This is a genomic window from Nibribacter koreensis (genome assembly GCF_039541795.1).
Lineage (GTDB): Bacteria > Bacteroidota > Bacteroidia > Cytophagales > Hymenobacteraceae > Nibribacter > Nibribacter koreensis.
Genome location: NZ_BAABGX010000002.1, coordinates 553,037 through 573,731, shown reverse-complemented (window position 1 = coordinate 573,731; position 20,695 = coordinate 553,037). Strand labels below are relative to the sequence as shown.

The following is a 20,695-nucleotide window of genomic DNA, read 5'->3' as shown; positions in this document are numbered from 1 at the left end:
AAAGAAGCTAGAAAAGACAAGGTACTAACTCTGCTCATGCTTCACAAGCCGGTTCCGTTTTTGGCCTGATTTCCAGAAAACAGGCCAAAAGCGAAGCAGTTACCGTATAGGCTTTGAAGAAAATCACCGGCGTTCTTTCATGCAGTAGCTATGAGAACTGGCGGTTGCTTTTCATCTTTGGCCTTTGAACCTCCGCTATGAAACAACACCTTCACCGTCTGTTGCTGTTCTGCCTTTTGGCGGTCACAGCGTCTGCCTGTACTCAACACCCGTACGCCGCCGCTAACAAATCCTATAAGAGACAAGTAAAGGCGCTCGCCAAATCCTTGCGCGTCACGCCCGTCACCAATCCCGGCGAAGATTCCCTGAAGCAAGGCGACTACTGGGTGGGTACTACCAACTTTAACATGCGCAAGCCCAATTACGTGGTCATCCACCACACCGCCCAGGACTCTACTGCGCAGACGCTCAAAACCTTCACTCTGCCCAGAACGCAGGTAAGCGCGCATTACGTGATTGGCCGCGATGGCAAGGTCTACCACATGCTCAATGATTACCTGCGCGCCTGGCACGGCGGCAGCGGCCGCTGGGGCAATAACACTGATATTAATTCGTCCTCTATTGGCATTGAGCTGGACAACAACGGCACAGAACCTTTCCAGGAGGAACAAATCAAAAGCCTGATGCAGGTCTTGGCCATCCTCAAGAAAACTCACAAGATCCCGGCAGAGAACTTCATAGGTCATTCAGATATTGCGCCCACCCGCAAAAATGACCCAAGCCGCATCTTCCCCTGGAAACGCCTAGCTGAGGCCGGTTATGGGATATGGTATGATGAGGCCGAGGTGGAGAAACTGATTTTACAGGACCAACTAGTGAGAGACACGCTGGCACAGGATTCTTCCCTGGCAATTGTTTTAATCACTCCCCAGAAGCCAGACGTACTGCCCACCACCAATACCACTCAAATAGATTCTGCCTACCTGGTGCCCACCTCGTTTAACCCCAGGGATGCCTTAAAAATCATAGGCTATGACACCAAAGACCTACCGGCGGCCATCAGGGCGTTTAAGTTGCACTTTATCCAAAACGATGTGAGCGCCGTGCTTACAGACCGTGACAAAAAGGTGCTCTACTATTTGTACAGGAAGTATCTGGACTTGTAAGCAGCCGCCTGAAAGGGGAGAAGCACGCAAGTTTTAGCAGACCAATTGGGTGAGCTAAAAGCCGTTTTTGGCCTATTTTCCAGTAAACAACCCGGAAACGGCTGGGCAACCTCTGGAAAGCCAACACTTTCCTGTAACTTTGTGCGTTTTTGAATTCGTAGTTCCCCTCTGCGCCGTTACCGCATGTCAGAAAAAAAGAAGAAGATACAACCGCGTTCCAAGTACAATAAATGGATTAGAAACCTGTGGATGGGGTTTGGCGCGGGCGTGGTATTTGTGGTGCTGTACTTTGTGGCCGTTGACGTCAACTTCCTGTACCTCTTCGGGGAAAGCCCGGGGCTGGATGAGCTGGAGAACCCGCGCAGCAACGTGCCTTCGCAAATTTACACCGCAGACGGCGTCATGGTAGGCCGCTATTTCAGAGAAAACCGCGACCCCGTTCCCTTTGACAGCATTGCCCCCATCATGGGCCAGGCCCTCATTGCCACAGAGGACGAACGTTTTTATAAGCACCAAGGCATTGACCCGGTAGGTTTGATGGCGGCCATCAGAGACAACTTGAGCGGCTCTACCCGCGGGGCCTCTACCATCACGCAACAGCTAGCCAAGAACCTTTACAAGACCCGTACCAAGAATACCAAAGGCGTGCTGGGGCATATACCCGGCGTGGCCACGCTCATTGCCAAGACCAAGGAGTGGAACACCGCCATTAAACTGGAACAGCGCTACACCAAGGAAGAGATTCTGGGCATGTACCTGAACACCGTGGACTTTGGAAGCAACGCCTTCGGGATAAAAGTGGCCGCCAATACGTTTTTCAGTACCACCCCAGACAAGCTCAAGCCCGAGGAAGCCGCCATGTTGGTAGGCGTTCTAAAAGCCCCCACTACCTACAATCCCCGTTTCAACCCGAAGAACGCTTTGGCCCGCCGCAACGTGGTGCTGGAGCAGATGGCTAAGAACAAAGTCATTCCCAAAACGCAGGCAGACTCGCTGGCGCAGGTTCCTATCAGTCTAAAGTACCACGTAGAAGAGCACCTGGACGGCGTGCCAGCCTATTACCGCCAGGCCGTGAACGAGTTTGTGCGCAAGTGGTCAGAAGAGAAAGGCCTGGACTTTTATTCTGAGGGTCTTAAGATTTACCTTACCATTGACTCCAGAATGCAGCGCCTGGCAGAGGAGGCTTTGCGCGAGAAGATGAAGAACCTGCAGCGCCGCTTTGAAAGCCACTGGGCCAAACGCAACCCGTGGGTAGATGACAAGGACAAAGAGATTCCTAACTTCATTGAGAATTCCATCAAGCGCACGGCCGTCTACCAGTCTTTAAAGACTAAGCACGGAAATGACACCGCGGCCATTAACCGCGACTTGAACACGCCCAAGAAAATGCAGGTCTTTACCTGGAAGGGCATGAAGGACACCACTTTGAGTTCCATGGACTCACTGCGGTACTACAAGCGTTTTCTGCACGCCGGCATGATGACCATGGACCCGTACACCGGGCACATTAAGGCCTGGGTGGGGGGTATTGATTATGAGAACTTTAAGTATGACCACGTGAAACAGGCGCGCCGTCAGCCGGGGTCTACGTTCAAACCGTTTGTGTATGCCGCCGCCATTGACCAAGGGTACTCGCCGTGTGACAAGATCCAAGACCAGCGCGTGACCATAAAATACGTAGAGGACGGCAAGAACATGGAATGGACGCCGCACAATGCAGATTATTCCATCTCTGGCAGACAGATGAGTTTGCGTCATGCCATGGGCCGTTCCATCAATACCGTAACGGCGCAGTTAACAGAGGCCATTGGCTGGGAGACCGTGCGCAAGTTTGCCCGCAAGCTAGGCATTACCAGTCCCTTAGAGGCCGTGCCGTCTATTGGTTTGGGTTCTAGTGATGTGAGCGTGTATGAGATGGTCAATGCGTACAGCACTTTCATCAACAACGGCTTCTTGAACAAGCCCATTCTGGTCTTGAAGATTGAAGACCGCAACGGCAACCTCATTGAGCAGTTCAACCCGCAACAGAAGCGCGTGATTAGTGAAGAGACCGCTTTCTTGATGGTACACATGCTCAAAGGTACCATGGAAGAACCCGGCGGAACATCACAAGCCCTTTGGGAATACGAGCTCTGGAAGAAGGGCAACCAGGTAGCTGGTAAAACCGGGACTACCAATAACCACTCAGACGGCTGGTACATGGGCGTAACCAAAGACCTGGTGACCGGTGTTTGGGTAGGCGGTGAGGACAGGAGCATTCACTTCAGGACCTCGGCTATGGGAGAAGGCTCCAAGACCGCTCTTCCTATCTTTGGCCGGTTCATGGAGAAGGTGTACCAAGACCCAACGCTGGGCATTAAGCTGGGACCTTTCCCTAAGCCAGCCGTGAAGATACGCAAGCCTTACAATTGTGTGACTGTAGTGCCACGCAAACCAAAGGTAGTAGACTCCTTGGCCGTAGACTCCCTGTTACAGCAACTCAACGACAGCATCTCGGCGCAATTCTAAGAAACGTACCTGATGACAAAGAACGGTCCCGTTTTTAGCCTGATTTCCAGAAATCAGGCTAAAAACGGGACCGTTGCGTTGGATAGGATTAGTTTTTAGAGGTCTCGTACTTCAGGACTTCGTTCACCATGAACTCAGTGGTGTCAATGCAATCTGCCAGTAGTTTTTCTCTTAATGAACTGTACTTGGTCTTGCCGGTGGTGTCCTGGATGATTTCCAGTCCCCGCTCAATGGCTTTGGCCTGGTCCTCGGGGCTTTCTGTGAAGTAAGAGGCCAAACCGTATTTCTCGCCTTGCTCATCAATGTATCCCAGTCGGTTGCTGTTCACAAAGATGGCCGGTGTGCCTAACACGGCGGCTTCTGAGGCCATGGTGCCGCTTTCACCAAATAGCAGCGAGCAGTAGTACAGCGCGTCATGCATCTTGTGGAACGGAATCTTGATTCTGAGCGATTCCAGGTCTTCGGGCAGCTCACCTTCTGAGGAGATAAACACGCGGGCGTGCTTGGAGAGCTCCTGCACGGCCTTGCGCTTGTTCTCTAGGCTCATGCCGTTGTGCCCAAAATCATGCGCCGCCGCCCAAGACACAAACCGCACTATCACAAACTTCTCTTCTGGGGCAACGCCCAAAATGTCCAGGATGGATGGGTCTGGTTTGTAGTAGTTAGGGTGCAGGTAGGCCAGCTCCATGTAGCTTTTGAAGCGGTGCTGTTTCTGGCCCAGATCAATGGTGTAACAAGAGGGAGTAAAGATTTTGGTGGCATAGGGTACGGTTAGCTTGTGGTGTAGTTTGGCGTGCTCAGAGTCACTGAAGACCAGCGTGGTTTTGTTCATGAACTTGGCCACCTGTGACGGGTAGGGATGCAGGAAGTTGAGAAACACGTCTGGCTTGAACTTCTGGGCTATCTGCCAGATCTTAAGGTCTGCGTAGAGCAGGTACAGGAACTTGCCAATCTTGCCGTTCTGCCCCTTGCCGCGATTAATGTACGGGATGTCATAGAGCTGCAGCAGGTTGTGCTCAATCTCTTTGTTTCTGGATACAAACAAAATCTCATGGTTCTTCTGCGTCATGATCTTGTAAAAGTTTCTGAAGTAGTGCACATGCGCAGGGTGGTTGATGTCTATCAGTATTTTCATACACTTGCAATAGGATGGTGGAAGATAATGCAGGAGCCAGAAAGGACGAGTAGCGGTAGAAGTAGGGACTTAACGCTAGTGGAAGAGATTTTTGGAGAGAGAGGCAGTGAACGGCAGTGCGTACACCAGCAGCTCTGGTTTAGGTAATGCCTACGTGTTGTACTTCTAGCGGCGCAAAGGGCGCCGGCGTGACGGGTTTGTCTGTCTGGTTGACGGCCACTTTGTAAATGTCCACAATTCTGTTGGCAACGGTGTCGGCGTCCAGTCCCAGGTTTTTAATACGTTGGGCGCCGTTGGTTCTGCCATGTTTTTCGGCAAAATCAAGAGAGAGTTTCAATTTCTGGGCGAAGTCTGCCGGGTCAAAGGAAGTGGCATAACAACCGGGCGTATCGCCTAGCACCCATTTGGCATCACCCATGTCTGTGGATACAATGGGGCAGTTGCAGGCCATGGCCTCCTTGATGACGTTAGGCGAACCCTCCATCAGAGAAGGGACTACCAGCACGTCCACCGCATTCAAGTATTTAGGAATCTGGTCATGCGTGACCGGGAACGGATTGATCAACTCTACATCCGGCCGGTTGAGGCTGTCCACGGCCTGTTTGGCCAACGGGTAGTTCTTTCTGATGTTGGTCTTGTTGCCCAGAAACAGCACCAGCTTTTTGTCTAGCGGCAATCCCAGCTCGGTTCTATGGTCTTCTGTAGACGGCTTGAATTTTTCTTTGTTGATGCCGTTGGGCACTATGTAGGATTTGTCCTTCATGAAGACGTACTTCTCAATGTTAGCAGACTTGGAGATGAGCACCTTGGTGAACGGCTGAATTAGATACGTGAGTAGCGTGAAGTACCGGCTACTAAATTTTATCTTGTTCACGCCAATATATTCGCCGTAGGCGTCACTGCCCATCAAGGATAGGATCACTGGCGTCTTTCTGGCACCCAGCACGGCAGACCACCCCGAGAGAGTGAAGTGGGCATGAATGAGATCATACTGTTTGGTCTGCAGGTGCTTTCTCAACTGCAGGCCCGCCTTTAGATACCCAGCCAGGCCTTTGCCCACTATGGGATAGTAGTCTACTTCTATGCCCCGCCTTACCAAAGAATCTCCCTGTTCTTTAATGAAAGGTACTACCTCAAAGTTTTTACTGTTTCCGGAGCACACAAAAAGTACTTTCATAGGTCTGTTGATTTAGGAGGTGGTCAATGAGTTACATTTGGGTTTATGGTGGATTGTAAGGCAAGCAAGGGATTAGCATTCTCCTCAATGGTGATGGTGGACAGCTCTGGTTTGGTCGTTGCTTTGCGGTGCTTGATGGTAGTCAAGAGCATGAGCAGAAACGGCGCGAAGGTAAGCGTGCCAATAAACCGCCCCGGCAGAATCACCACCAGCAACATGACCAGCAAGGGGTAATACAAGGTTTTATGGCTAGGGGAGATGATGTGGTTGTTTCTGATGAAATAATGGAAGAGAAACACCGCAAACAACAACACGCCTACCAATCCGGTGCTGTACAGCAGCATGTTCAGGTCACTGTGAATGGGCCGGTCGCGGCCAAAGTACTTGACGCCAAACTCCCGGGTGTCAAAGAGCTTCACCCCGAAGAACAGTTGCAGCGGTTGTTTCTTCTCTTGGTGGTAGTCCAGGATGTACATGGTCTCCAGCACGCGGCCTTCTTCCTCATACGTGTCTAAGTCCTGGATTCTGTCCCGCTTCTCTAGTTGCGCCGTGAGCCGGGCTTCATACAATGGATAAGACACAATAAGAGAGACCACCAGGACAAAGAACAGCGCTACCATCTTTAGCAGCATCTGCCGGTTAAAGAAGGCATACACGGCTATGGCCAGAAACAACATGCCAATGGCCGTCCTTCTGGTATTGATGAGCAGAATGCAGATGTTCAGCAAGATGAACGTGGCGTCTGTGGCCTTGATCAAAAAGGTCCTGTTCTTGTTGGTGATGACATAATGCATGGCCAGAAACACCACTATGGGCACTATGTACATTCTAGACGTGATCAAAAAGCCCGTAGAGAACTCCTCTGTATAAGACTCACCAAACCCGAACTTATTGGCCAGCACAATGTACACGGGCAACAGAATGAGCAGGGCCCGGTTGTAGGGTTCAAATTCCTGGATAAAATCTGCCCGCGTGGCCACGTGCTTGCCAATGGGAATCATGAGCAGGGTGATCAAGACCGCCATGGTCACTCTGGAGGTGATGATAAGGTCACCGGCGTTCACCAGCCACAATACTACCAGGTAGCAGATGAGGTAAAACAGCAGGGTGTCAGATTTCTTGAGGGCGTTGTAGCGGGCAAGGTAGATGCCCATGAGGATAAGCGGTACCAGGTACCGCACCGCCGCATAAATCTTGTCGTCCTTGTAGAAGCCGTCCAGCATGTCAAACAGCACAAAGAAGACCATCAAGGCGTACACAAACACCTTGGTGCTGTAAAAGAAGCTGGCAATCAGGAGGGCGCAGAGCAGGAATAGGGCCATGGTCTGGTAGGTCTTAGGTAAGGTGTTGCAGAAAATGATTGGCGTTCTCTTGTGGGCTGTTTTTGGTAGAGATCACGTGTTTTTCTGGGCCGTGGGCATATTTATACAGGTTAAAGAGGTAGGCATTGTATTGCTTAAGCTTGCGCACCCTCCGTTTGGGATCCATGCGGTCAAAGCGGCTCAGGTTGCTGGTCCTGTTGGTGATGCGCACAGAAGCGGTTTCCATGTCAATGTCAAAATAGAGCAGCTTGTCTGTCTTGAGGTAGTAGCGGTGCAGCTGCTTTTCTATCTTGCCATAAGACCGCAGCTTAAAAATGGTAGCCGACCATAACTCTTGTATCATCCATTGCTCCAGCAGCACAAAATCATACTTCTTGTGGGCAAGCATCTGGTGCAGGGTGGTGTCAAACACCGCAATTCTCAGGTACCGGGTAATGGAGTTTAGGCTGAAGATTCTGTTTAAGAACAACGTGAACGAATAAGAAACCACCTTGGGCAGGTGCAGAAACAAAGTCTTGGCCATGAGCTTGACCCGCTTAGTCTTGCTGATGCTGTTTAAGTGGTTCTTGATGTCTTTTAGCGTAAGGACTTGGTAGCCCAGATTGCGGAGCATAGCGGTATAGCAGTAGCAATTAGAGGTTTTGCCTGCCCCCGGAGGGCCTACAAACTCAATAATTTCTGCTTTTTGGGTAGAACGGCGCGGGTTTACTTGTACTACTTTCTGCTCTGTCTCTTGTTGTACCTCCATCATTCTGCACGGTTTGCCTGTCTACTACATTGGGGACACTGACTCTCAATGACCGGTGGTTGGGGCGTTCTGCCGTTTTTGGGCTGTTTTCCAGAAAACAGCCCAAAAACGGCAGGGTGACGTGTTGCTTAATTTGCTTGTTATGGTCTTTGCATGCTTGTCTGGTTTAATGATACGCTTGCCATATTTCTTTCTTGACGGTAGAGAGCACCTGGGCTAGCGGTTGGGTGGCGTCTACGGTGATCACTTTGCAGGTGTCTTTAAACTGGAGGCTCTTGAACCCAGAAATCTTGGCTTCCAGGGTTTCTAACAGCGTTTCGCCGGGTTTGCGGGCCTCTACTACGTTGGCCTCTGCTATTAGCTTAAAGATGACGTCTGGTGGGGTGTTTTCTGCCCTGGCATAAATTCTAGACTCCAGTTTAGACATCATCCTAAAGAGTGGGTTCTTGGAATTGGCCAGGTGGTGCAAGAGAGGTCCGTCGTTAAAGCCCATGATCTGGTTCTGAGGGTAGCGGTCACAAATAATGAGCATGCCTTTCTGTTTGGCCTCTTGCATAAGTTGCAGGTTTCTCCGCTTCTCATTGGCCACTATCAGGGCGTTGATGCATCTGTACACCTCTGCTAAGGCGCCTTTCTTGCGCGGCGTAGCTAGGGCGATTTTTTTACCGTTGACGTTTTTCCTGGGTGCCTGGTGTAACACGCTTTTCAGTTGAAGCAGGACTTTTCTAGGCCAGGAGATTTTACCGTCGCCGCGGCCGTAGTAGATACGGTACACGTCCAGCTTTTTCTGAAACGTGTCTCTTAGATTAGCCGTCACGGTAGACTTGCCAGAACCGTCAGCGCCAATCACGGCTATGACCATGCCCCCGCGCGGATTGATTCTCTGGCTGATGATGGGGCGGTTGAACAGCTGCGCCGTTTTTCTGGACACTTTGACGGTCACTTCTCTGTACCAACGCACCAGAGACGCTGTGAGCGGAGAATAGAGCCGGGCAGACTCAAACTCTTTTCTTACCAGAAAAGACAGTTTAAAGAGCTGTTTCTTGGTAAAACCGCCATTCATGATCTGCAGCATGGCGCCGTACTCTTTGAACATAGCCGCCAGAAACGCTTCTACCTGCACTGGCGTGGTTCTGGCCTTCAGCCATCTGTATTCTTTTAGTACGTTCTCAGAATACTGGGTTTTGCCCAGTAGGCCCATCATGAGAATATCACGGTTTCTGAGCTTGAGCGCTTCTCTTATATAAAGCAGAATCAATTCTATGGCCGGGTCTGACCGGTAAATCCCGAAGGTCTCATCATACACCCGGGTGTCTAGGATCTCTTTCTCAATGTTGAGTTGGTAGCCCTTCAGGTAGGTTTCGCCCATGGTCAGCTTGAAATGCGCGTGCAGGTGAATGACCTTGCCAGAGGCGTCGTCCAAGGCTATGTAGTCCTCTATGTCTTTGTACTGCTTTTCTTTGATGGACTTGAAGTTCTTGAAGCCAAGTTGGGCTAGCAGTGCCTCCAGTTGGTCCTTCTGCTCATGGTGGAACAATACGTCCAGGTCTGTGTCGCCGGTCATGGAGGCGTCCAGGTGCTCATTGCTTTTCCAGTGGCAGTACAGGATGTTCTGGTGGTGCAGGCCCTCCAGGAGCGTTTGCACAGTGGCTAAGGGAGAAGCAGGTGGCTGGCCGTCTGTAGTGGGATTCTGGTGCGCTGGAGTCAACATAAGGGTAGGGTTTTGAATAGGTTGAAGGAGTTGTTCTGCTGCTTTCTTTTTCTTTTTATCGTCTTTCGCCTTCTTAAATTTTTTAGCAATCAAATGATGGAACAGGTCTTTTAGGTCTTCATGGATGATGTGCTTATGGAAAAGCTTTAAGGTGAGGTAGAGTTGCGCCAGCAACCCAATACCCACTACTACCAAGATGACCGGTGATGACAGCCCAAAGCTTCGGCAAGCCGTCACCAGCAGGAAACAGGCCGCGCCAATGGACGTCATCAGGAATAGCCCGGGCCAATGCACCTTTAAAAGGCTGGTCCACGTGATGGCGGCTAGCTGGGTGCTTAGCTGGGCCATCATGAAGAAATTGACCGTTAAGGCTACCGCCACCCCTATGGCCACGCCGTACAGGCCCCAAAAAGACCCAATAAACGCGCCGGCAAACACCAGCCCGGCATAGATGATCTGGCGCCAGGCTCTTTTGTACACGGCACCGGTAGCCCTGGCCAGGGTGTCGCTCAGTTTGTAACTCATTCTAAACAAGAGACTGCAGGCCAGAATCTGGAAGGGCAGGATTACATCTGTCCATTTCTTGCCCAGCAAGGTCAATACTATCTCTGGGGCCAGCAACACCAGCACGGCGCTCAAGGGCATGGCCAAAAGGGCAATCATGCTCACGCCCGTCAAGAAGGCCTTGCCAATCTTCTGCTTGTCTTCCTGCACCTTGGCCATGGCAGGAAACAGCGCCTTGTCCAAAGCATTCCCGAAGAGGCTGGCTGGCATCACCATGAACTGGTAGGCTCTGCCGTAGATGCCCAAGGCCACCGGGCCCAGCATGCGGCCAATCACCAGGTTGTCTCCCTGGGTAGCCAGAAAGTTGCCAATGCGGCCCATGGTCATGCCTCCCCCAAAGTAGATCAACTCTTTAAAGGCCTCTTTGTCAAATCCCAGTCGCTTGGGGAACGGCTGTAGCTTCAGGAGCAACAATGAATGCAGAACCGCCTGGCAAATGTGTGCCACCACCAAGGCCCAGACACCCCAGCCCATTTTCCCTAAGACAATGCCCACTGCGCCGTAGCCTATGGCATAAGAGGTCAACTCAATGATGGCGCTGGTCTTAAACTGCATGGTGCGCTGCAACAGGGCCTGCCCAATCAAGGTGAAGGAGTCTACCAAGAACACCAGGGAAATGGCTCGTAACACCGGCGTGAGGCCTTCCATCTTAAAAAAGCTGGCCACTGCCGGGGCCCCTAGTAATAGAAACCCCGAGAAGAACACGCCCATCATGATGGAGAGCGTGAACCCTGTGCGCAAGTGCCGTTCTTCTAGTTCTGGCCGTTGTACAATGGCCGGGCCCACCCCCAACTGGGTGAACATCTTGGAGAACTCTACAATGATCAAGGCCAGCCCCACCACTCCAAATTCTTTAGGGCTTACCAATCTGGCCAAAACGGCCAGCACGCCAATCTTTAAAACAATCTGCAGGCCACTGCCGGTGATAAGGTACAGGAAGCCTGAAAAGGTACGTTCAGTAAGTTTCTTATCATGCGCCATATTAGTGTGAGAAAAATGCTCAGTGTTAGAAGTATAAAGTCTAGAACTGTCAGGTGTCTAAGACTTGCTGTGGAATTGTGAGTAGAAGTGATATTTAAGCGGCCTCGGCTTTGGCCGGGGTTGAAATCTCTAAAGCGTAATAGGCTTTGTACCAATCTGTGAATTTCTTGAGGCCCTCCTGGATGGTAGTGTCTGGTTTGTAGTTGAAGTGCTCTATGAGGTCATCCACGTTGGCCCAGGTAGAAACCACGTCACCGGGTTGCATGCCCTGCATCTCAAGAATTGCCTTTTTGCCCATATTGGCTTCAATTTCCTGGATAAAGTCCATGAGCTGCACCGGGTTGTTGTTGCCAATGTTGTAGATGCAGTACGGCGCCGTTGATCTGGAAGGGTCTGGGCAGGCGCCGTCCCAGTCGGCTAGCGGCTCGGCGGGCTTGTCTATCACGTTGACCATGCCGGCGGTGATGTCATCTATGTAAGTAAAGTCCCGCTTCATCTGGCCGTAGTTAAACACCTTGATGGGTTTGTCTCTGAGAATGGCGTCTGTGAAGGAGAAGTAGGCCATGTCTGGTCTGCCCCAGGGGCCATACACCGTAAAAAATCTTAGGCCTGATGTGGGTATTCTGTACAGGTGGCTGTAGGTATGGGCCATGAGCTCATTGGCTTTTTTGCTGGCCGCATACAGAGACACGGGGTGGTCCACGCAGTCCTTCACAGAGAAAGGCATTTTACCGTTGAGGCCGTACACGCTAGAAGAACTGGCATAGACCAGGTGCTTGATCTTATTGTGGCGGCTGGCCTCCAGAACATTTAAGAAACTAACTAGGTTGGACTGCGCGTAGGCGTCTGGGTTGGTGATGGAGTAGCGCACGCCCGCCTGCGCGGCCAGATGCACGATTACGTCAAACTTCTCCTTGGCGCATAGAGACAGCAAGGCGTTTTTGTCTTCTAGGTTCATCCTTATGAACCGGTAGTTGGGATACTTAAAACTTTTCACCTCTTTGTACCATTGAACCAGCCCTTCGCAGATGCCGCTCTCTGTGAGGCGGTCAAATTTGAGCTTGGTGTCATAGTAGTCATTGATGTTGTCTATGCCCACTACCTCATCTCCTCTAGAGAGGAGCTTTTCGGCTAAATGGAATCCAACAAAACCGGCGGTTCCTGTCACTAATATCTTCATGTCTGCGGTAGTTAGGAGTACTCAAGAAGGATGCTGCTCAAGGCTTTCCTGTTTAGTGCGTGCCATGGGCACTGGGCGCATGTCTTTGTTTTTGGCCTGTTTTCAAGAAAACAAGCTAAAAACGACCTTTGGTTAAAAGCGCATGAAGGCTTTGACCGGTAAGAGCGGCGCAGGAAAGATGAGGTGTGTAAGGCAGTGCAATAACGAGAGCCACGTGGCCTTTGGGTTTGACCCCAATAACCAGACAGCGTTCCGCGGGCAAGACAGGATGTAGGGCTAGCCTACCAGTTTGCTTTCACAGAAAGGGTGCCGTGAAAGGGAGGGCGTCTATTTTTGAACTTGTTTTTATCTATTGACAGAACCCACCTTGGTCTTGGTTCTGGAAGTACTTTTCTTGATTTCCTGGGCATACAACAGCACCCCCAGCGCAGGAAGCAAGACCTTGGTCAACTGCGTTTTGGTAGGGATGACCGTTCCTTCTACGTCTACCAGATATGCTTGTGCCAGTTGTAACGCCTGTAGAGCGTTCTGCTTTGTGTTGGCAAACCTAACGTTTTGGTGAGCCTTCATAAACTCTTTGAGGCTCTTTACTTCACTGTCTGGCGCAATGATGAACCCTCTGGTATTGTGCACCAGTTGTACCACCCCGGGCAAGAGGCTAACGGTAGAAAGCTGCGCCTTAGAGGCTTTAACAAATACATAAGAGCCAAACAGCGGCTCATAGATGGTCTCTTGTCGTTTCCCCCATTTCTGAACCCGTTTGTTGATAGGGCAATAGTTCTGGATATGAAGCTCCCTTAAGCTCTGCGCTACTTTTCTCTCTAGTTTAGGTTTTGTGCAGAGGATATACCAGTTACAATCCATTGGTTTGACGTGTATAAGAATCAGACAAATAGGTGCCGGGGGAGGCCAGGAAAGGTGCCGACGTAGAAGTCCTTCTTGCTTTATGAAAGAGAAGTGCTTTGCGTAGTGGGGCTCATGTATTAACGTGTTTGACAGCATTTTGGCTGTCTATTTTTCAATTAAGTGTTCTTGGCCAGGTAGGCATTGTTGCCATAGTTAAGCTCATACCCATAGCCGTACTCTATGCCATGGTGGCCCTTGAACAAGCCTCTTGGTTTTACGCCGTTGAACACTATGGCCATGTTGTTCATGAACTTGAACTTGTTGTTTTTAGGCAGTCGTTTTACCAGGGCTTTTGGCGTGTATCCATGGCGCATGATGAGCAAGGTCATGTTGCAGAACTCAGTGAGGACAGAGGCACCAGAGATGATGTCTGCCGGGGCGGTGTCTACCAGGATATAGTCAAACTCATTTTCCAGGTAAGCGAAGAGGTCTTCCAGTTTACCGTTGAGCAAGAGTTCTGTGCTGTCCCCTACAAACACTCCGGCCGGTACCACATACAGGTTCTCAGACTCTGTAGTGTTGATGATCTGGTACGGCTCAATGTCTTCCATGAGGTATTCTGTGATGCCCTTGTAATTGGTTAGGTTAAACAGGCGCGTGGTGGAGGGGTTGCGCAGGTCAAAATCCAATAAGGCCACTTTTCTGCCCGAGGAGGCCAGGCTGTGCGCCAGGTTGGTGCTCACATAGGTCTTGCCCTCGCCGGCAATGCTGGAGGTGATCATGATTTTCTTCTTGACAAAGGTGCGTCCAAACAAGCCAATGGTGGCCCGCATGTGCCTGAACTCCTCAATTACAAAGCCGTCTGTGGGTCTTTGGTGAAGCTTGTCCTTGGTCTTGGTGTACTGCAGTTCTGCCACTACGGGTATGTCTGTATTAGACAGGATCTCTGACAAGAACAACAGCTTGCCATTCATCATCTCCCGGCCAGAAATGAGCACCACGCCCATCACGCAAGAAAGCACAGCGGCTATCAGGTAGATGTACAAAGACTTGGGGGCCACTGGGTACAAAGAGGACTCGGCCATGTCTACAATGCGGGTGTCCTCATCTGTGGGCGCATAAGATAATACGGTTTCCTCGCGTTTCTGAAGCAGGAAGTTGTAAGCATCGTTCTTAGTGGCTTGTTGCCGGCTAATCTCCAAAAGCTCTCTTTCTTTGCGCGGAATGGTGGAAAGCTGCGAATTGTACCGACTGCTGTTAGAGGCCATGCTGGCTCTGCTGGCCTGTAAGGCAGACCGCTGGCTACGGATGTTGTCCAGGATGCTAGGGCGTATCTGGTCTATCTCACTCACCACCGCCAAAAGCATAGGGTTGTTTTCTGCCGTGGTGCCTTTAAGGCGCTGGTACTCCATCTCAGAATCATATAGTTTCTGAAGAAGCTGGGTTAAGCCTGGGTCTTTGATGCCCAAAGTAGAGGGCGCCATGCCCGCCGAATTGCTTTTGAGCATCACGTATTGTTCCACCTCGCTCAGAATGGCCAACTGGAGGTTGATGTCAGACAGATTGCGGTCGCTTTCGCCTACGTTGCTTAGGTACATTTTGCCTTGCTCGCTTAAGTCTACCACGCCGCGGCTGGACTTGTACTGGACCATCTGGTTTTCAAGTTCTTTGAGTTCTTTGCCTACCAGTAAGATGCGGTTGTTGACATAGTCTAGCGTCTTAGCGGCCAAATCATTGCGTTTGTCAATGGCCACCTGGTTGTATTCTTCAATCAGCTTGTTGAGGATGTCCTCACCCCGGGCCGGAGAGGCGTCTGTAAAATTAAGATTGACCGCGGTAGACAATTTGTTCTCTGCCTGAATAGACAAACTGCCAATGATGCCGTCTGTTACTTTCTTGGGGTGTACAATGGAGAAGTACAGTGGCAAGGATGGCTGGTCTGTCTGGTTGTCATTGGGCAGGAACATCATCTCGCCATAGGGCGTCTCTGACCAGGTATTCAAGGCGTATTTTTTGCCGTCAATCTTTACCTGCCGGGCCTTCTTGTCAAACGTAAAATACACCTTTTCTACTTCTTTGGCTTGCTCTGGTATTTTAAGCTTTACTTTGATGGGAGAGGTAGAATAGGCGGGGATGGCCTTGAACTTGTCTTCTTCATAAAACGGGGCATACAGGTACAGGTCATCAATTACCTGTCTGGTCAAGGCGCGTGATTGAATCACCTTTATCTCATTTTCTACGATGTTGTTAGAGGTGAAGGCATCTATGGACTGGGTCATTCTAGACTCGTCTACACCCTTCTTCTCATCTTTGATGATGATGGTGGCAGAGGTTTCATAGGTAGGAACGGCCAGGTAATGCAAATAGGACCAGGCTCCTGCCATGGCTAGTAGGAACAATAGGAGGAACAAAGGCCAGTACGGCACATATTTATGCGCCAAGGAGTCAAACAGACCTTCTTCCTGGGTGGTGGTATTGTCAGTCATATACGTCTTAGCTGATTTATCTGGTTAAGCGATCAACGGCAACTACTACTACAGTCAGCCCGCTAAAAATAAGGGGCAGTATCTGTCTCACTGGACTTGCGGTGGCTACTTTGGCTTTGTCTGGCTCTACATACACAATGTCATTGGGCTGTAGGTAATAATACTGGGAGCTAAACAGCTCTGTGGAGTTGAGGTTAATCCGCTTGATTACTTTCTTGTTGTCCACTTCGCGTATAATCAAGACGTTGCTACGCTTGGCGTAGATGGTCAAATCACCGGCCAGGCCCAGGGCTTCAAGCAGGGTGATTTTCTCATTGGGGGCATTTACCACGGTAGGGTGGGCTACTTCGCCCAGGACCGTCACGCGGTAGTTGAGGTACCGTATGTTGATGATGGGGTCTACCAACAGTTTACGGTCTGTAAGACTTTTGGTAAGATTGTCCTTTAATTGTCTTTTGGTCAACCCTACTGCTTTGATGTTGCCTAAGATGGGAAACTGGATATAGCCCTGTGAATTGACCAAATACCCCGAGACAGAAGTAGCTCTGCCAGAAAAATCCGGAGCCTCTGAGTCTGTCACGTTGGGAGTGTTGAAGATTTTGGTGGCTTCTGGGTTAAGGCTGCTCACAGAGATGCTTAACAGGTCATTCTTCTGGATAAGCGGCTCAATGTTCTCTACGCCTGCCGGGAGTTCACTGTCTTGAATGTTATTGAAGTACACTACCTTCTTGGTGCTGGCACAAGAGCAGAAAAAGAAGAAGCATGGTACAAGAAACAAGTAAGACAGAAGTTTTCTTAGTGGAACAATCATAGCGTTGGTCTGGTAGGATTAGAAGTGTTTCTATAAGCGTACTTTTATTGGGTTTGAAGTTCTCCGGCCCTAAGGCCAGAGAATTCAGTAAGTTCATCTGTAGCTATGGCCGCCTAAGCGGAGGTATTCATCATCTGGCGTGCACTAATTTTACGGTCTCTGTGCCTTGCGCCGTCTGTAGTTTTAAAACATACATGCCAGACGGTAAGTGGTTGGCTTTTAATTCTATGGTGGTAGAAATGTTTGCCTCGGTACGGCCGCTAATGATGCCGGTGGCTTGTTCCCCGCGGCTGTTGTAGAGCGCCAAGGAATATTCTCCAGCAACTGGCAGCGTAAAGGTCACATTAGCAGTTCCCTGGAAAGGGTTGGGATGCACTCTCAATAATTTCTGCCCCTGCACTTTTAATACGTTGCCGTTTACATTGCTGGCCACGGTGGCGGCGGCATCTGTCACTAAGAATCCCACGGCCTTCCAGGCGGTGCTGCTTACGTCTGTGGCAATAATGACTGTCTCTGAGGTGAAGTTGGCCTTGGTGCTGGAGACATAGTTGTACATGCCGTTTAGCAAGATAATGGGTGCCCCAAATGAAATAGCTGACATGGGGGACTCTCTGTACAGGATGTCACCGCCGTTCTCTTGCGAGGTGTACACCACTCTGATTTTTCCTGTAGCTTCATTAAGCAGTACTATAGGCCGGGTTCCTTCAAACTCTGTCACTTCATAGGCATTGTCCCAAACGCCATTTGGTCTGCGTATCAAGAGGGCTAGCTTGGTATAGCCGGGAGTGTCATAGCTGGTCTTCACTGCGCAGTATAAAGTCCCGTCACTGGCAAGGGCCATGTTCATATGATCATCTGCAAAGCCAGTGCCTATGTTCAAGGCAGATTGTGAGGCAGGTCTCTCGTCTTCAGACCAACTGGTAGGGTCGTCACCGTTGTTGTGGGTCCTCATTCCAAAGAAGTCTGTGCGTTGGTTGCTCCAGAACACTGCTATTTTGTTCTGGTTAGGCAGGGCAATGACGCCGCAAATATCATCATCGGCTATGCCTGTTTCTATGGCAATAGGATTGCTCCAGACGGCGTACGGACTATCGCTCCAACGCACGTTCACCTCGCCGGGGGTGTCATAGGCAATCCACATTCTGCCGTTCCCGTCAATGTCTAAGGTGGCTGTCTCGCCGTCGGGTCCTAATACAAAGGAGGCTCTGCCAGGGCGCTGGCTCCAGAATTTATAATTAGAGGCGGCCGCATCATACTCCAGAGAATAGAGATAGGAGTTGTTGTCTCCTCTGTAAATGAGCACGTGTACTACGTTGCCAACTACTTTGCAATCTGTTCTGGCCAGGGAGCCAGAAGCTACCAGAAACATCTTGGTCCAAGTGGTGCCATCCAGTCTCCATAAGAAAGTGCCGTCTGCCGTAGGCAGGACTGTCCAAAACTTGCCGGCATAGGTCCATACTTTTGATTGGGGCTTGTCTGCCGTGTTCACAGAAATGGACATGGGGGTAAGGCTGTTCACCGTGGTAAAACCGTAGCCTTCTACAGGTGGCTGCACTGTATAAGATTCACCTGCGGTAAAGCCAGAGGCAATGGCGTTGGAGGCGGCGTCTGTGATGCCGGTGCCAGAGGACTTGAGGTCTAACCGTAGAGAGCCTGCGCCAGAAGCGTTGACCGCCACGTCATATTGCGAGGAATTAGCCGCAGTTACGGCATTGATGGTGCCAGCGGCAGTACCGCTGGTGGCCAATGAGAAGTCTCCCGTAGAAACGCCTGTCACTGCTTCAGAGAAGCTCACTCTAAAGGTTAAAGTGCCCGGTGCCACCGTAGAGGCGGTAGGCAAGTGGCGGGTAATGCTGGTAACTGCCGGTGGCGTGGTGTCTGCAGGGGGCTCAGAGCCTCCATTTTGGCTGGGGGTGAGTTGCAGATCAAAGGCCATGTCTGAGGTGTTGGCCTTGGACTGATGCACTTCTACGGCAATGACGTTAGTTCCACTTGTAAAGGCTGCATTGTTAATGGTAAAGGTCTGTGTTTTAGTGCCGTCACCGCTAGAGCTTAAGGCTGCCAGGGTATTGTACGCGACGGCTCCCGTAGGCATGTTCATGCGGTACACTTCTATGCCGTTTACATACACTACCACGCCGTCATCCATTTTAATGCTGGCCGTGATTTCCCCATAACCAGCAGGGTCTGCCATGTTTAAGGTTTTCCTGAAGTAGGTGGTAACGTATTTGTTCTTGGCGTTGGGGCCGTAATTGATAAGCGTGGCGGCATCTGTGATGCCGTAGCCAAATTTACCGTTGCCGGTTTTCCAGGCTCCGTCACTGTAAGCGGTGGCACGCCAGGCGGTTCCCTGGTCAGAACCATTGTCCAGGTATTTCCAACTAGAGCCAAACGTGACTAATGCATTTGCCGGCGGCTCTGGTATGTCTAAGGTATAATACTCCCCTGAGGAATATCCTCCAACAATAGGGTTAGCAGAAAGATCTGTGATGCCAGTGTCAGAAGGTCTTAAGTCTAGCCTTAGTGTTCCCTCGCCGGTGGCATTGACCGTCATGTCATACGTTGATCCGTCCTGGGATTCAACGGCCGTGACGGTGCCGGCGGCAGAGCCAGTGACCATGGGCGCAAAATCTTCTACAGAAACACCGTTCACTGCTTCAGAAAAAACAGCTCTAAAGGTGACTGCTCCTGGCTCAACGGTAGCACTAGAGGGAGAATGTCTGGTAATACTCATGACCGCAGGTGCCACCGTGTCTCCGTCTGGGCCAAACTGAGTGGAGTTCAACTGCAGGTCAAAGGCCATGTCTGAGGTGTTGGTCTTGGACTGGTGAATCTCTACTGCAATCACGTTGGTGCCGCTCACAAAGGCTGAGGGGCTAATATTGAAGGTAAGCGTTTTAGACCCGTCGCCGCTAGAACTTAGCGCTGACAAGGTATTATAGGCAATTGCCCCGGTGGGCATGTTGATTCTGTGTACCTCTACGCCATTTACATAAATGACGGCGCCGTCATCTAACCTTATATTGGCAGAGAAAGAACCCAAGGTGGCAGGGTCTGGGAGAGAAATGCTTTTCAGGAAATAGGTGGTGATGTATTTTGGGCTGGTGGTGGGGCCATATTCAATGATTGTATTGGCGTCACTGATGCCATAGCCAAACTTGCCGTTGCCGGTTTTCCAAGAACTGCTGTTGAAAGAAGGAGCCTGCCAGGCGGTGCCTTGGTCAGAGCCATTGTCTAGATACTGCCAGCTGGCACCAAAAGGAATGATCGTATTTTGGGCGGATGCATTAAAAACAAACAGCACGGTGAGTGCCAAAAGAACAGATAGACTTTTTTTCATACCACAAACACTTAGTAATCAACACCGGTCTAGTCTAGAATCATCCTGATGGGAGTAGTCAGGAATATAGCTTTGGGTAGCTGGATTGTAAAATAGACGCTTTCTTCGCAGTTCCTTGAAGTCAACAGGGGCAGATAAGTGCACATCCTGTTGGCGCTGTGGGGCAATGGTAAGCAGGTGCTCCGTACTGTTTCAGGCGTTCATAGCACCACATGAACGCAACTGTGAGGAGAGTGGGGCGGCTAAAGAGCCAAGTTCTGGGTGATTGTTTTATTCAGTAGTGTATGTCACTTTTTTAATAACTGAATAGTGAGAATATAAGAATCTATACGCGGAGCAAAGGGGATGGTTTGCGTTTTTATACGGATATTCTTGAAATCCTGAATATAGTAATTCTTAATATAGGTCTACTTAAATGCAGTGATGGAGGGATCGTAGCGCGCATCTAAGAAGGTCAATCAATAGGTAAACAACCCTTTAGTAATGGATGGCGCGCAAATGATGTACCAGTCAGCCTGAGGCTATACCAAACCTTCTAGTTACTCTCTTATTGTATTACCAAAAGTAGAAATGGATGTTTGTGTAAGGTAACTATCTGATAATCAGTTTTGTGAATCTGTAATTGGCTAATTGCAATTGTAGTAACCCAGTGGTTAAGCAAATGCCCGCTATAATCTAAATCTTCTCTTTTAAGGCTAATCAGCATTATTCTTGGTGCCT

The 20,695-nt window shown here is 50.3% G+C and carries 12 protein-coding genes; 2 read left to right on the top strand and 10 right to left on the bottom strand.

The window, feature by feature from the left end:
• Positions 1 to 197: 197 nt before the first annotated feature.
• Both ABD880_RS09640 and ABD880_RS09635 read left to right on the top strand, forming a co-directional pair.
• Positions 198 to 1,166, top strand: coding sequence for an N-acetylmuramoyl-L-alanine amidase (locus ABD880_RS09640; RefSeq protein WP_345165129.1), 969 nt, complete (start codon positions 198 to 200; stop codon positions 1,164 to 1,166).
• A 183-nt stretch (positions 1,167 to 1,349) separates the two neighbouring features.
• Positions 1,350 to 3,674, top strand: coding sequence for a penicillin-binding protein 1A (locus ABD880_RS09635; protein ID WP_345165126.1), 2,325 nt, complete (start codon positions 1,350 to 1,352; stop codon positions 3,672 to 3,674).
• An 88-nt stretch (positions 3,675 to 3,762) separates the two neighbouring features.
• Here ABD880_RS09635 and ABD880_RS09630 read toward each other — a convergent pair whose 3' ends face one another.
• The 10 genes from ABD880_RS09630 to ABD880_RS09585 all read right to left on the bottom strand — a co-directional run bounded on the left by ABD880_RS09630 (position 3,763) and on the right by ABD880_RS09585 (position 19,975).
• Complete coding sequence (locus ABD880_RS09630; protein WP_345165124.1) at positions 3,763 to 4,809, bottom strand: DUF354 domain-containing protein; 1,047 nt, start codon at positions 4,807 to 4,809, stop codon at positions 3,763 to 3,765.
• A 139-nt stretch (positions 4,810 to 4,948) separates the two neighbouring features.
• Positions 4,949 to 5,986, bottom strand: a complete 1,038-nt coding sequence (locus ABD880_RS09625) for a glycosyltransferase (RefSeq protein ID WP_345165122.1) — start codon at positions 5,984 to 5,986, stop codon at positions 4,949 to 4,951.
• A 23-nt stretch (positions 5,987 to 6,009) separates the two neighbouring features.
• The gene (locus ABD880_RS09620; RefSeq protein WP_345165120.1) at positions 6,010 to 7,308 is read right to left on the bottom strand and encodes a hypothetical protein; all 1,299 of its coding nucleotides are present in this window, start codon (positions 7,306 to 7,308) and stop codon (positions 6,010 to 6,012) included.
• A 13-nt stretch (positions 7,309 to 7,321) separates the two neighbouring features.
• A complete protein-coding gene (locus tag ABD880_RS09615; RefSeq protein WP_345165118.1) occupies positions 7,322 to 8,059 on the bottom strand; it encodes a hypothetical protein in 738 nt (245 codons plus the stop codon).
• Positions 8,060 to 8,222: 163 nt separating this feature from the next.
• A complete protein-coding gene (locus tag ABD880_RS09610; RefSeq protein WP_345165116.1) occupies positions 8,223 to 11,312 on the bottom strand; it encodes an oligosaccharide flippase family protein in 3,090 nt (1,029 codons plus the stop codon).
• A 94-nt stretch (positions 11,313 to 11,406) separates the two neighbouring features.
• Complete coding sequence (locus ABD880_RS09605; protein ID WP_345165113.1) at positions 11,407 to 12,492, bottom strand: NAD-dependent epimerase; 1,086 nt, start codon at positions 12,490 to 12,492, stop codon at positions 11,407 to 11,409.
• A gap of 345 nt (positions 12,493 to 12,837) precedes the next feature.
• Positions 12,838 to 13,356, bottom strand: a complete 519-nt coding sequence (locus tag ABD880_RS09600) for a UpxY family transcription antiterminator (RefSeq protein ID WP_345165111.1) — start codon at positions 13,354 to 13,356, stop codon at positions 12,838 to 12,840.
• Between the two features lie 158 nt (positions 13,357 to 13,514).
• Positions 13,515 to 15,824, bottom strand: a complete 2,310-nt coding sequence (locus ABD880_RS09595) for a GumC family protein (protein ID WP_345165108.1) — start codon at positions 15,822 to 15,824, stop codon at positions 13,515 to 13,517.
• A gap of 16 nt (positions 15,825 to 15,840) precedes the next feature.
• Positions 15,841 to 16,635, bottom strand: a complete 795-nt coding sequence (locus tag ABD880_RS09590; RefSeq protein WP_345165106.1) for a polysaccharide biosynthesis/export family protein — start codon at positions 16,633 to 16,635, stop codon at positions 15,841 to 15,843.
• Positions 16,636 to 16,765: 130 nt separating this feature from the next.
• Positions 16,766 to 19,975, bottom strand: coding sequence for a T9SS type A sorting domain-containing protein (locus ABD880_RS09585; RefSeq protein ID WP_345165103.1), 3,210 nt, complete (start codon positions 19,973 to 19,975; stop codon positions 16,766 to 16,768).
• Positions 19,976 to 20,695: the final 720 nt, after the last annotated feature.